At 54.9% G+C, this 12,555-nt stretch carries 10 protein-coding genes; 1 reads left to right on the top strand and 9 read right to left on the bottom strand.

Annotated elements, in window-relative coordinates:
• Nucleotides 1–59: 59 nt before the first annotated feature.
• Together CKL79_RS03405 and hemE are read right to left on the bottom strand one after the other, a co-directional pair.
• Complete coding sequence (locus tag CKL79_RS03405) at nt 60–1,013, bottom strand: NAD(P)-dependent oxidoreductase (protein WP_121968171.1); 954 nt, start codon at nt 1,011–1,013, stop codon at nt 60–62.
• 124 nt (nt 1,014–1,137) lie between these two features.
• Nucleotides 1,138–2,202, bottom strand: a complete 1,065-nt coding sequence (gene hemE, locus CKL79_RS03410) for a uroporphyrinogen decarboxylase (protein WP_121968172.1) — start codon at nt 2,200–2,202, stop codon at nt 1,138–1,140.
• Nucleotides 2,203–2,406: 204 nt separating this feature from the next.
• Here hemE and CKL79_RS03415 point away from each other — a divergent pair, with 204 nt between their 5' ends.
• Nucleotides 2,407–2,970 (top strand): phycobiliprotein lyase, encoded by a 564-nt coding sequence (locus CKL79_RS03415; protein WP_121968173.1) that lies wholly within the window; start codon nt 2,407–2,409, stop codon nt 2,968–2,970.
• A gap of 57 nt (nt 2,971–3,027) precedes the next feature.
• On the opposite strand, the gene CKL79_RS03420 is transcribed toward CKL79_RS03415, so the two are convergent.
• The 7 genes from CKL79_RS03420 to hisIE form a co-directional block, all read right to left on the bottom strand.
• The gene (locus CKL79_RS03420) at nt 3,028–3,633 is read right to left on the bottom strand and encodes a hypothetical protein (RefSeq protein WP_121968174.1); all 606 of its coding nucleotides are present in this window, start codon (nt 3,631–3,633) and stop codon (nt 3,028–3,030) included.
• A 223-nt stretch (nt 3,634–3,856) separates the two neighbouring features.
• Nucleotides 3,857–5,995: a DUF3769 domain-containing protein gene (locus CKL79_RS03425; RefSeq protein WP_121968175.1), complete on the bottom strand. Its 2,139-nt coding sequence runs from the start codon at nt 5,993–5,995 to the stop codon at nt 3,857–3,859.
• Between the two features lie 184 nt (nt 5,996–6,179).
• Complete coding sequence (locus tag CKL79_RS03430) at nt 6,180–6,296, bottom strand: photosystem II reaction center protein I (protein WP_121968176.1); 117 nt, start codon at nt 6,294–6,296, stop codon at nt 6,180–6,182.
• Nucleotides 6,297–6,402: 106 nt separating this feature from the next.
• Nucleotides 6,403–7,401: a tRNA pseudouridine(55) synthase TruB gene (gene truB, locus CKL79_RS03435; protein ID WP_121968177.1), complete on the bottom strand. Its 999-nt coding sequence runs from the start codon at nt 7,399–7,401 to the stop codon at nt 6,403–6,405.
• Nucleotides 7,398–9,308 (bottom strand): alpha/beta hydrolase, encoded by a 1,911-nt coding sequence (locus CKL79_RS03440; RefSeq protein ID WP_121968178.1) that lies wholly within the window; start codon nt 9,306–9,308, stop codon nt 7,398–7,400. The genes truB and CKL79_RS03440 overlap by 4 nt, the downstream gene beginning before the upstream one ends.
• Before the next feature lie 69 nt (nt 9,309–9,377).
• Entirely contained in the window at nt 9,378–11,432 is a 2,055-nt protein-coding gene (gene ligA, locus CKL79_RS03445) for an NAD-dependent DNA ligase LigA (protein WP_121968179.1), read from the bottom strand.
• 56 nt (nt 11,433–11,488) lie between these two features.
• Complete coding sequence (gene hisIE, locus CKL79_RS03450; protein ID WP_121968180.1) at nt 11,489–12,124, bottom strand: bifunctional phosphoribosyl-AMP cyclohydrolase/phosphoribosyl-ATP diphosphatase HisIE; 636 nt, start codon at nt 12,122–12,124, stop codon at nt 11,489–11,491.
• Between the last annotated feature and the right edge of the window lie 431 nt (nt 12,125–12,555).

The following is a 12,555-nucleotide window of genomic DNA, read 5'->3' on the forward strand; positions in this document are numbered from 1 at the left end:
ATGTACTATAGCAGCCCCTCACATGCGAACCATCCGAGCCATGCGAGCCATGCGAGCCATTAAACTTCAGGCGGTACTACCCCAGCTGAACGAAACACGTCTTGCACAGTCGGGTAGCTATCAGATAGCCCAAACTTGGAAGGGGTTACCGGGTTTTCGTAAGTAAAGTGGCGGTAGTCCATACAAAACCGATCCCACTCGGCCATGCGAATGTTGAAGATTTTGATCACTACGTTGGCTAAACCGGCGGAGAGGGGAACGCGAAAATATAGGCGTTTGCCTAGATAGGCGGTGATTTCTTCGACCACTTCGTCGGCAGTTTTGGCAGGGTTGCCAATCACGATTTCTCTGGCGTCTTTGGGGCCAGGCGGATGATCTACCAAATGACGCACCACTTCGGCAATGTCTTTGGCGTGGATGAAGTGCAGGCTGCCGTCAGCGGAAAGAAAGCGAATAATGCCGATGTATTTGGCAACTTCGCTCAGGCCGCCAGAGATATGGGAGTAGGGTTTGGTGTCGCTGCCGCCAAAGACCAGGGTGGGGAATACGGTGGTAACTTTGGGAGCGATCGCCAATCCCTTCATCTTTTCGTGGCAAATGTATTTGGTGCGCACATAGTCAGTACCAATCTCTCCAGCTTCTTTAAGCGGCGTATTGTCTCTGTCTAAAATGCTGGCCGTCGAGAAATAAATCACCTGCTGACAGCGCTCAGGGTCGAGCAGTGACATTGTCTCCAGCGTTTTCTCCACATTGATTTCATAGCTCTCTTGCGGATCGCCCCAGGAAGTCGCCACTAAGATAGCCGTGTCCATGGTTTTGAGCAGATCGGCAAACTGGCCAACTTCGCGCAGATCGGCTGTGAGCACATGCACCCCCGCCCTTTGGTCAGTGGGCACCTGTAGCTTGGCCGGGTTGCGCATCATCAAAAACAGCTCGTGGTCGGTATTTTCGATTAGCGTTTCGACCAGATAATGGCCAATGCAGCCGCTGGCACCGGTAATGAAGATACGCATGTTGATCTCCTAACGAAAGCTAGGTCATTTTGACATGGAAAAGCCCAGAGCATGGGCACACCCTGGGCCAACTGTATGACTGACATGACCGCTCTAAATCTCTGCCCTTCTTAGTGACACTGTCCTACACTGTGGCAGCTAAAAATTCGTTCACCTGCTTGCCAGCTTCAAAGAAGTAAGCGCCATTTTCTTCTGGCGTACCGGGCAAAATGCCGTGGCCCAGATTGAGGATGTGGCCTTTGCTGCCCGCTTTGCGAACGGTGTCGATGATGCGATCGCGAATCACTTCCTTAGAGCCAAACAGCACACCCGGATCGACATTGCCCTGCACCATCATGTTCGGCCCTAGTCGGCGACGCGCATCGGCCATATCGACCGACCAGTCTACGCTGATAATATCCACGCCCGACTCGCCCATCAGCTCTAGCACGCCCGCGCTGCCGCTCACCAGCAAAATCAACGGCGTATCGGGATGAGTCTGCCTTACCTGGCGGACAATTTGCTGCTGGTAGGGCAGAGCAAACGTCTTGTAGTCTTGGGGGCTGAGCTGACCGGCCCAAGAGTCGAATAGCTGCACCACCTGCGCGCCGCAGTCAATTTGGTGGCGCACATAAATAGCGATATTGTCAGCGATTTTACTCAGCAGGCTGTGCAGCATTTTGGGCTGCGTGAAGGCCATGTTCTTAATCACAGAATAAGTCTTAGAGCCTTTGCCTTCGACTATGTAGGCGGCTAATGTCCAGGGCGCACCGACGAAGCCCAGTACGGTAGATTGATTACCCACTTCTTCGCGCAGCGCCCCTAAAATTTTGCGGATGTAAGGCATCGACTCATCGGGGTTTAGCGTTGTCAGCGCATCGATTTGCTCCTGAGAGCGAATAGGCGAGTCGATGATGGGGCCTTTGCCTTCGGCGACATCCATCGCGACGCCCATGCCGGGCAGCGGCGTGACAATGTCAGAGAATAGGATTACACCGTCGGGTTGAAAGGCTTTCCAGGGCTGCAAAGAAACTTCGATGGCGACTTCGGGGATTTCGGAGCGATCGCGAAACGAAGGATACTTCTCTCTGAGATCCCGGTAGGCCTTCATGTAGCGACCGGCCTGTCTCATCATCCAAACCGGTGGCCGCTCAACAGATTGGCCCTGGGCTGCCCGTAGTAAAAGCGGGGCTTGGTTAGATCCGGTCATGAGAGAAAGCTCTTAATTTCTGTATTATTTTCCTTGGTTAGCTTACCATTTGCTGAGTTGCGCAGCACCCGGAGACAAGCGCTTAGGCAGGGATAGACAGATATTTGGGTCAGCTTTGCTGCCCCCATCGGGTACCGGCTTAGGCGTAAAATTAAAGCAAGTAAAGAACTGCAGACTGATTTGCAGCGGCCCAACAGAAGCGATATGGAAATTGTGAACTTTTTTGAAAAACTAGCCGGGCGATGGTTTTCTCAGCGCACCACCCACGCCCTCTCAACCCAGCAGTCCAAAGCCGGTAAGTCAGATCTAGAAGTCGATTTTTTAGCAGCAGACGCAGCCGAAGTGCAACAGCTTTACCAGACGCACGCCGAGGCTGTCACAGACTCAGCTACGCCTCTAGCCGCCCCCCTGTGCGGACTGCGCGTTCACCAGAGCAGCACGATTGAAGGGGACAGCCAGCCCAAAACCTCGACCACCCTACTCGTCCTGCTAAAGCCTCAGCCTGGCCTTAAAGACAGCGCATCAGATGACTCTCAAGGCGGCACTGTCTTACGCAGTGGCGCAGAAAGTCAGAGTACCTACAAGCTGGAAGATGAAGTTCTGACCATCATCAGCGACAGCAGCGAGGCTCGCTCCGAAGAGCGGCTGTGGTTCATCAACGACAATCTGCGAATGCGTACCGGTATGACCGAACTGGCAAACGGTATGCGCATTGCCTCATTTTGCTCAGAGATTCGCCTGGGGGTAAAGCCGCCCCAACCGTCATAGCGGCTCAGAGCTCAGCTACAGCAAGGATTAACGTCTTCAGAGTGGCTGCCAGCAAAACTATACCAGCGCTTTTCGCTTGGCCAGCCGGAGGGTCTGCGCCGAAAACGGCAGGGCAGGCTTAAAGGGCTGAATGCCTGGGGTAGACCCATAGAGCACGCTGCTAAACTGCTGTTCGTTGGGATCGGGTAGAGACTCTGATACGGACTCTACTTTTGCAGCGGGATCTGGGGGAGTGGGTAAGGCTGATAGACTGCTGTCAGATGATGCCGCCGAGAGATCAAAAGAAACCGCCGTCGATGACTTATTTTTGGTGAGGCTCGGCTGATGGCGCTGCAAGGGAGTGAGGGTATCCAGATCCATTGGGACTAGCTTTACCCCACCAAATTCCCGGCAGATGGCGGCTTCAAAGTCGTGAGTGACGTGGCGAATGGGCTGGCCCCGGCGATACCACAGCTCTAAAATTTGCCGTACTGATATGGACTTATAGCGTCCCTGGTAAAGCGCCTCAACGACGGCGTCGCGAATCCAATGAGGACGATAGAACTCTAGCCACAGTGAGACCCACTGCCGCGCATCGTGGTGACCTAATTCAAAACAGTAGCCTTCGAGTAAGGCGGCGGCTTGCTGCGCCTCTACTGACGTAGAGAATGTCGCTGGAGTCATGATTTGCAACCCATTTATCGATATACCTGGCCGATATGGCTGGCTGGACGCCTACCCTCAAGGCGATCGCTAGGGAATGGGTTAAAGTACGTCAATACTTATCCATAGCACCTCACCCTTAATTTTTCCGTCGGTGATAATACCGAACCGTACGATCTGCAACTATTTGTTACGGTGATTTTGGGCTAGGCTGGGAGCGATCGCCACAGCAGTTATTCAGATCTCAAGGAGATTCAATGACGCCGCTCTCTACCTGTCGAATGCGCGGGCTATCAAACGGGTCAGTATCGCCCACCCAGCTAAAGTTACTCAGGCGAAAGCCAATAGCGCCCGTGTTTTGAGTGGTATCGTAGCGCAGCAGTATGCCATAAGTGCGGCGGCTGTATTCCAGCGTGTAGATAGTGTCAATGGTGCGGCCTCTGTTCAGGCTCAGGGCGGTTTGAAAACCCGCTAAGAAAGGCCCATAAATTTGCTGGGTCAGACCCAGAGAAAGAATTCTGCGATCAATCTCGCGGTCGAATAAAAAGGGAGAATCGGCCCCACCGATAAATGATTGCGCATAGCTCACATTAAAGCGAGTGTAGTCGCCAAAGTTACGGGCAAAGTGACCTAGCTGACCCTCTATGCCCACTTCAGCAATCAGACTGTCTTGAAAATCACCGCTGCTGTAGTAGGTGCCCGTAGTCCTGAGCCCCGTGTTTAAGTTGAGGTAGGGAACCAAGGGCTGGGGGGTAAAGCGTAAACCTTCGGTCTGGGTAGCGGGCTTAGGTTCACCGCGCCACAGGTTAAAGCCTTGGCTGAGAGCGGCGCTGGCCTGATAGCGACCCAGGGTAACGCGGCCTGTGTCAGACCCGCTAGCGAGTAGCAGGTCGGTGCGATCGCTCTCAGCATTAATCAATTGAGCGCTGGCCTGATAGGTCAGCCGGGGGCCATTGTCACCCAAGATTACCTCGGGAGAAAGTAGGACTGTGCCTAAGCTATACTGCACATCTTGAAACCCTAGAGACCCATTAAACAGCCGCTCTCGGTAGCTGTACTGCAGGGCCAGACGATGATCGCCAATGAGCTGCTCAGCGCGAATATTGGTTCGGAGCTTTTCGGTGATATTTAAGAAGTCAAGGCTGGTAAGGTCGGCGCTGCCTCGAAGGGTTGTCCGAGGTGAGAGCTGAGCGCTGAGATCTGCCGACACCCCAAAGTTATCAGGGTCTATAGGCGAACTGCTCTCACTGCTAAGGGCTTGAGCAATGAAGAACTGCGGCGTTACCGACAGCCGTACTCGCTCGTTTCTAACCAGCGGAATTTTGCGCCCTAAGAAGAAACCGCCGCGATCGCTTCCGTCTATCCCTGCCTGCGCTGGCACCGGGCTAAGGTCTTCAGGGTTGACCGTACCTCGACTGAGCAGCAGACGTGACCGTAGCAAAGGCAAAGAAAACCCCTGGTCAAAAACCAGGCGCGGGCGCTTGAGCAATAGCTCATCTTGCGTAGCCGAGATGTTGCGCAATAGCAGGCTGTCGGCGCGTAGCTCTAGCTCGGGGGGCGAAAACGGATCGTTCGTAATCCTGACGCCTTCTGCCCGGTAGCCTTCTACATCAAAAGCTAGCTGATCGGTTTCAAAGCGCAGTTGCTGAATTGCGCCTTCGTTTGCACCGGTCGGTCTCGCACCGGGCGTGGTACTGATTTGAACGCTGCCATCGCTGCCAACCTGCAGGCCAGGATTGCGGTTGATCGGGTCATAGGCACGGCGGGTAGCAGGCGATCGCCCTTCTAAAGGAGAGGCCAGATCCGTACCGACATCTGGTAAATAGAGCGTTCCGGCTGCATCACTGACCGCGCCAGACTGCTGAATAAAGCTATATTCTGCCCGGCTGCCTCTGATGATCTGAGATCCTCTCGTCAGCAGCACATCGCCTTCAGCGAGCGCATAGCGATTGACCAAATTTACCCAGAGCTGATCGGATTCGATAATGGCGTCGTTTAGCCTTAAGACGACGTTGCCTCGGGCAGTGATCGTTTGCGCGATCGGGTCGTACTCCTGGTAGTCTGCCGTCAGCTGTAGCTGATTGGCTAACTCTTCGGGCGTTAGCTCGTCTTCTGCTTCTATTTCTATGCGTACCGGCCCCTCGATTGGCTCCGGTTCTGCAATGGGCGGCGCTGAGCCAGGCTCGCTGGCTGGTTCGGTAGGGCGATCGCCGGGGGGAGCTGCTGGGGGTAACGTCGGCAGCTCTGTTTCAGCCTGACTCAGCCGCTGGTCAGCGGCTGAGTTTCTCAACAGCGGCGCTAGCAACGGATGAATTGAGGCCACCGGCACCGGCTCAACCACTTCGACAGCAGGCGGCTGAGGGGGCAAGTCAAAGTAGACCACGCGCTGCTACTGACCCCCCACTAGACCAATCAATGTACGAATCGAATCCATCAACACACAAAAAGACAGCCCGACAGAGCGGGCTGGCCTGATAAATCTGGCATACCTTTAAAGCACTGGAGCTAAAGTACTCCCAGCAAGTAGCGCAACCACAGAGCCGAGTGATGCTTACCTGAAGTGATGCTTAGTCGAAATCTCTGCCGCTGGGGTTGCGAGCCGGGTCTCCACTCAAGAAACCAAAGATAAAGAGACCGACAAAGAAAGCAACCGTAAGATAGACGACAATTTTAAGCGTTACCATTTTTATGCCCAAACGCGATTAAGAGATTTTTTTATCATATCGCACTCTTTACCGCTGCCCCGCTGAAGTTGAGAGGTTCGTTGTCCCAGCACGCCCGATCTGCCAGTCAACTAATCGGTAAAAACACCATCTTCGCCACTAAAATCGGGCTGAGGCTCACTGACTCAGAGGCTGACTGTGCAGACGTTGGCGCAGCCTCTGAGTAGGAATCTAAAGGCGGCACTAAGCGAATTTCACCCATTCCTAGAAAGTCTGTCGTGGCAGCATCAATCACCTGAAACGGTGAGCCGGGCGACTTGGGTAGCTGATCTAGCTTGACACCGCTATCACTGATCTGACTGAGGGCTAGCTTTTGGCCCATGCGCCAGCGACGAGCCAGCTCTGGCGGTAGGGCGATCGCTGCTAGATGCCTGACCGCTTTCTCTGCAGGTAGGGGCATAAAGGTTGCTTGAGCGATCGCCGTCTCTAATTCAGGCAGGGTCATACTCTCTGCCAGGTCAAAGCCATTGCTGTGAGTGCGCACCAGCCCGGCTAAGGTAGCACCCGTGCCCATCGCTTCTCCCAGGTCGCGGGCCAGCGAGCGAATGTAAGTGCCTGGCCCGCAGTTGACCCTCACTGTCAGCTCTGGCTGCTCACCGGTGCGCCATGCCTGACTGGTCAACTGATAAATCGTGATCTGCCGGACAGGCACGTCTGCCGATTTACCCTGACGGGCTAGGTCGTACAGCCGCTTGCCTTGAACCTGGATGGCGCTATACATCGGCGGTGTCTGCCTCTGAGTGCCGACAAACTGTGGTAAGACGGCGGCGACTGCCGATAGCTGGAGGTGAGCAGCAGACTGCTGAGTGAGGACATCGCCTTCTAAGTCGTCAGTGGTTGTCGTCACTCCAAAGCGAACCACCGCCTGATAGGTCTTGCCAGTGGGGAGATATTGCAGCAGCCGGGTAGCTTTACCGACTGCTACCGGTAGCACACCCGTTGCTAGCGGATCGAGAGTGCCGCCATGACCGACTTTTCTGGTGTTCAATAGGCCGCGTAGGCGCGCCACGCAGTCGTGAGAAGTCCAACTAAGGGGCTTGTTTAGATTGATAAATCCACTGGTCATGGGTTCGTTGTCGGGCGATCATCTGCCACAGAATCGTGGGTAGGTGGCGAGCGGCGAGCGGCTTCTGTCTCTGCGGTTTCTGCTTCTATCGCAGCATCGAGAGCTTGCTGGATTGACGAGTTGAGCTGCTGGTCGGTGCCGGCTGTCGCCTGGAGCGCGGTTTCTAGCTGATTAAGTGTGAGGTTAGAAATCAGGCTGAGCGGCATTTCTGGGCGGCTAAAGCGGGTCGTGAAGGCGCTACTGAGAATCGGCTGGTAGCGGCTTTCGCCCTTGAGATATACGCCTAAGAAGGCCAGGCTCATGGCCTGGGTGTAGCGCTGCGCGATCGCCGGAGCTGGGCCAACAATTGCAGAAGGCAGATCAAAGGTTTCATTGCCCGTAATGCCGATAGTAGAGAAGTGAGTCGCACCCTCCATAACGAGCAAATAGCGATCGCGCTTAGTCAGCCAGGTAAAAGGAAGAATTTGCTCAGGCAGCGCCGGGGCAACCGTGTCCGCACTACCCGCAATCATCAACACCGGAACATCGACCTGCCCCAGACTCTCTGGGCCAAAAACTGCGCTGGTAATTGGGTTGATGGCGACTACCGCCTTAATGCGCGGATCTTTAAAGTTTAGGTTTGCCTGGTTGGGCGAGGCGATCTCGGTGGCCTGGCACTGCAGCAGCAGCGAAATATCAATGCTAAATTCTGGCGGGCAGGTACTTCTTAACAACGCCAGGTTAAGGGGAGCGCCCGCGACGGCAAAGGCGGTGTAGCCGCCAAACGACTGGCCAATCACGCCCACATTATTGAAGTCTATAGTGTCCAAATTTTTATCAAAAGGTGCCTGATTAGCTAGGCTATCTAGCACTTGAGAAATCAGCAGAGGCCGATTGATAAATTCCTCATCTGGCACAACCTGATTGGTACGCCCTGAGATCAGCGCGTTTAGCTGGTTGGCGCTGCTGCCCGGATGCTCTACATTGATCACCGCAAATCCGTGAGCGGCTAAAAACTGAGCCAGGTAAGCGTAGGTAGAGCGATCGCTCCCCAATCCATGAGAAATCACGACGGCTGGGCGGCGCGCCCCCCCTTGTTTGGTACCATCCGGCAACGGTTGCGATTTGGCAGAGAAAGCTGGCGACTCAGGCAGGTAAATATCGACCGGTTCGACACTGGCTTTTACCCGTCTTGACAGCCGCCTGACCTGAAAGGGGCCAGGCCGAGATACTAGCTGGTTGAGTTCAGCGGCAGATGTCCCGGGGGGAAAGGGCACTGTTGCGCCTTGCAAAGAGATCTGCTCGACTAAGTTCAGGGCTTGGTTTGACTGGTTGACCGCAGCGCTGGCCTGAGCGGCGATCGCCAATCCCCGACGCAGATCGATGCGCAGTACTGGCGTCGGGAAGTGCCGAATGACGTTAATAAACGTCAGCCCTTCCGCCTGATCCGCCGCCGCTACGATCGCCGCGCCCCGGAGCCCTTTACCACCTGGCAGTCTGGCCCCTGTGCGGAAAACCTCTCCGGCCTGCTCCAGCAAATATTCACCCTGAGGCGTATAGGCAAACTGAGCCACTGTGGTCACATCCAGGTCAGCCCTCTGAGAAAGCAGGCTGCGCACCTGCTCTAGCACATCAGGATCCATGCCCTCCATTCCTTCTATAAAAGAAAGATAGGGGGCTAGCTCCTCAGTAACGCGACCCTCTTTAATATAGATTTCTAATGAGTCAACTGAAATGGAGCGCTCAATGGTCGCACCGATTGAAAAGGTAATGCGCTCAGCGGCATGACTGAGCCGAGTCAATGGCGGAGAAAGGGCGATTATCAACTGCACTAGCCCCAGTCCAATTCCCCACTGCCAGCGTTTTATCCGTTCAGACTGACCCGTCATCTGTGCCACTGAGTTTTCACAGCCATCATCATAGGGCAACGTTCGTGCCTTAACAGGCACCCCAAAGGATTAATGGAACCGATCCCCGTTCACCTGAGACGCCAGCCCTCAAGCCGACGCCAACAGGGCCAAAAGATCTGCCTCCGTGAGCTGGGCGATGCCTAGTTCTTCTGCTTTAGCTTGCTTAGAACCGGCATTTTCTCCAATGACGACGTAATTTGTTTTACTGCTGACAGAACCGCTTACTCTACCGCCTGCTGCCTCAATCCGGCTTTTGGCTTCAGAACGCTTCAGGGTTGGCAAGGTGCCTGTTAAGACAAAACTTTTACCTGACAAAGGTTGAGACTGACTGCTGACAGCCTGTTGGGTCGATTTGAGCTGAAGACCGGCTGATTCGAGTCGCTCTATTAGACTTTGGTTGGCGGGTACTTGAAACCACTGACGCACCGACTGGGCAATTTCAGGGCCGATGCCGTAGATTTGAGCGATCGCCTCTTCTTCTGCCTGAGAAAGCGCCGCTGCTGAGGGAAAGTTATCGGCCAAAAGCTGGGCGTTGGTACTGCCTACCAGTCGAATGCCCAAGCCGTAGAGCACCTTGGGCCAGGGTCGCTGCTTGGAATCGGCGATCGCCCCAATCAACTTAGTCGCTAGCTGCTGACCCATGCGCTCTAAAGGCAGCAAATCGTCAACCGTTAGCGCATACAGATCGGCAACCGATTTCACCATGCCCTGCTCAATCCACTGCTGCACCCAGCGATCGCCCAGCCCGCTAATATCCATCGCATCGCGACTGGCCCAGTGACGCAGCGACCCCTGCAAAATGGCCGGACAAGACCCGTTAACGCAGCGAGTGACGGCCTCTCCCTCGGGTTTGACCACCGGCTGACCGCAGACCGGACAGGTAGAGGGGAGACGATAGAGCTGGGCGTTGTCTGGCCTGAGTTCGCTCAGCACTCGCACCACTTCGGGAATGATTTCGCCAGCCTTACGCACAATCACCGTATCGCCCAAATGCAGGTCCAGTTCGGCCAGTCGGTCGGCGTTGTGGAGGGTGGCCCGAGTGACCGTGGTGCCTGCAAGCTGTACCGGACGCAGTTCAGCGACGGGGGTAATGGCACCGGTACGACCGACCTGTACCGTGACGTTTTCTAAAATAGTGGGCAGTTCTTCGGCGGGGTATTTGAGAGCGATCGCCCAGCGCGGAAACTTATTAGTAAAGCCCAACCGATCTTGCAGTTCAAAGCTGTTGAGCTTAACGACCACTCCATCGGTGAGATAGGCCAAATCGTGGCGCTTTTCATCCCACTGCTGATAGTAGTCCGACACGGCGGCGGCTGAGGCGCAGAGCTGCCGATGCGGATTCACCCGAAAGCCCAAAGACTGCAAGCATTCCAACGCGCCCCACTGATCGACAGGCGGCGTCACATCACCCGTGCCCTCAGGCATGAGCAGCGTGTAAGCAAAAAAATCGAGCCGACGCTCAGCCACTACCCTGGCATCGAGCTGACGCAGCGTACCCGCCGCCGCATTGCGCGGATTAGCAAAGAGCGCCGTCCCTTCAGCCGCGCGGGCTTGATTAATTTCAGCAAAGACATCGAGCGGCAAAAACGCCTCGCCGCGTATCTCGACGACTGGGGGCGGCGATTCGCCGGGGGCCATGTGCAGCCGCAGCGGAATGGTGCGAATGGTACGGACATTGGGTGTAATATCTTCGCCTGCGATGCCGTCGCCTCGGGTGACGCCACGAACCAGCAAGCCATCTTCGTAAGTGAGGGCTAGCGCATTGCCGTCAATTTTCAGCTCGGCGACTGCTGGCGCTTCTCCTACGTCTGGCTCTAAGCGCTGCCAGCGGGCTTGCCATCCTAAATATTCATCACTATCAAAAGCATTTTCCAGGCTGTAGAGCGGAATATTGTGGCGCACCGAATTGAACTGCTCGACGGGGGCTCCTATCCGCTGGGTGGGGCTGTCGGGCGTGAGCAGCTCGGGATGCTGCGTCTCTAGATCTTGCAGCTCGCGGTAGAGCCGGTCGTATACGGAGTCGGGCAGGTCGGGCGCGTCGAGCACGTAGTAGGCGTAGCTGGCTTTTTGCAGCTGCGATCGCAGTTCTTTGGCCCGTTCTCTGGCCCGTTCTCTGGCTTGTTCTTTGGCCTGCTGACTCATAGTAGTTTACATGTACTAATCGAACGTGTAATCTTTTACCTGTTTATGAGCCACCTCTAACGTCTTGATTGCAGTTTGCGATAGACCGCTTTCAGGTCAACGTCGTGATGGGCCAGGGCGACTAGCGTGTGATAGAGCAGGTCGGCGACTTCTCCGGCGATTTCATCGGGCTCGTCGTCTTTGCAGGCCATGACGACTTCTACCGCTTCTTCGCCGATTTTTTGGAGAATTTTATTGTCGCCGCCTGCGAAGAGTTTGTTGGTGTAGGAGTCGGGTTGGGGGTTGGCTTTGCGATCGCAGATCACCCCATATACCTGAGAAAGCGTATCGGCGGGCGGCGGTGCAATTTGATCTCCATTCACCTGATGAAAGCAGCTGCGCTCTCCGGTATGGCAGGCTATATCGCCGACTTGCTCAACGGTCACTAGCAGGGCATCGCTATCGCAGTCGTAGCGCAGACCACGCACTTTTTGAATATGGCCGGAGGTCGCGCCTTTGTGCCAGAGTTCCTGACGCGATCGGCTCCAGTACCAGACCTCGCCGGTCTCCCGCGTTTTTTGCAGAGCGTCGGCGTTCATCCAGGCCAGCATGAGGACGGTGCCGTCTAGGTAGTCTTGGGCGATCGCTGGCACCAGCCCCTGGTCGTTATAGCGAATTTTGTCGACAGGAATCGTTTGAGAAGCAGGAGTCATGAGCCGGGACGTAAGGTCTGTGATTTTGCCATCTCTATGCTACGACCTATCGAGTTCTTGCCGTGCGCCGATCTTTTAAAACATCTGAAGCGCTACTCTATTATTGGTCAAAGACTCTGGATATCGTGCCAGCTTTCACTGAGCTGCTCCTAGCCTGAGTAGTGCATTCCCCTCGCTCTTCCTATCATTGACTTCCCGCGAGATCGCTAAACTTTGCTAATGGTAGTCAGTAAAATAGGTTGTAGGCTTGCAGTATTAAGTACGCCCATAAGGTGAAATAGGCTAAAAAAGTTAATCTAGCAGATACTTAGTGATTAAGAAAGCTAGATTCGTGGCAATAGCTCAATAACCGCTGGTAAGTAGCATTATTGAGGAAAGTAACGATGAGTGGTCAAAGGGCGAGAAATCTGTTGTAACAGAAGAATGAAAAG

The organism is Leptolyngbya sp. BC1307 (genome assembly GCF_002286735.1).
Taxonomy (GTDB): Bacteria; Cyanobacteriota; Cyanobacteriia; order Phormidesmidales; family Phormidesmidaceae; genus Phormidesmis.

Coding starts and splice junctions, on each gene's coding strand:
- CKL79_RS03405 (WP_121968171.1), bottom strand. CDS start 1,013: ATGCGTATCTTCATTACCGGTGCCAGCGGCTGCATTGGCCATTATCTG.
- hemE (WP_121968172.1), bottom strand. CDS start 2,202: ATGACCGGATCTAACCAAGCCCCGCTTTTACTACGGGCAGCCCAGGGC.
- CKL79_RS03415 (WP_121968173.1), top strand. CDS start 2,407: ATGGAAATTGTGAACTTTTTTGAAAAACTAGCCGGGCGATGGTTTTCT.
- CKL79_RS03420 (WP_121968174.1), bottom strand. CDS start 3,633: ATGACTCCAGCGACATTCTCTACGTCAGTAGAGGCGCAGCAAGCCGCC.
- CKL79_RS03430 (WP_121968176.1), bottom strand. CDS start 6,296: ATGGTAACGCTTAAAATTGTCGTCTATCTTACGGTTGCTTTCTTTGTC.
- truB (WP_121968177.1), bottom strand. CDS start 7,401: ATGACCAGTGGATTTATCAATCTAAACAAGCCCCTTAGTTGGACTTCT.
- ligA (WP_121968179.1), bottom strand. CDS start 11,432: ATGAGTCAGCAGGCCAAAGAACAAGCCAGAGAACGGGCCAGAGAACGG.
- hisIE (WP_121968180.1), bottom strand. CDS start 12,124: ATGACTCCTGCTTCTCAAACGATTCCTGTCGACAAAATTCGCTATAAC.